We start from the raw sequence: 504 nt of genomic DNA, 5'->3' as shown, positions 1-504 counted from the left end.
GCGTTATGCTTATCTTGTAGTTTGTGAACGTAGGAAATTCAGAAACCGATGCAAGGAATAGCATAGTGGTTCTCACGCATATAGCGTGGGTCACTATTGTTACATCTGCATCAAAGGTTTCCTACGACCATCAGTTTAGACGTGGCATAGTTGGCTCACGTTTTCTTTAATTAATCTCTCCACCGAGTCAGTGGAATAATTGGCTATAGGTTATGAATAAACTGATTCTTACCTCCTTGATTGGCACCGCCCTCTTGATAACGGCGTGCAGTGATGACAACACAGTTTTCAACGAACCAACCCCGATAAGGGCTTATGAGGCGGATGCCGAAGTGCTTTCGCAGTTTGTCGAGGTGAACAGTAGCTCAGGACTGTTCTCTATCAATCCTGACAAGAAAGTTACGGCAACCGACTATGTTGTCAACCGCTCACGGGAACAACTGTTGGAGGTCAGCTCCATAAACCGGATTCGGTTTGAGAGCGAAATGGAGCAGGCGAACAATC

Annotated in this window: 1 pseudogene; it reads left to right on the top strand. The window is 45.8% G+C overall.

The features are described 5' to 3' along the window. Positions 1-212: 212 nt before the first annotated feature. A pseudogene (locus QZ311_RS12420) lies at positions 213-504 on the top strand (hypothetical protein); the annotation flags it as partial.

Source organism: uncultured Duncaniella sp. (genome assembly GCF_910578445.1).
In the GTDB taxonomy this organism is placed as follows: Bacteria; Bacteroidota; Bacteroidia; order Bacteroidales; family Muribaculaceae; genus Duncaniella.
The sequence above is the reverse complement of the archived record's forward strand: the minus strand, read 5'-3'. Positions and strand labels throughout refer to the sequence as shown.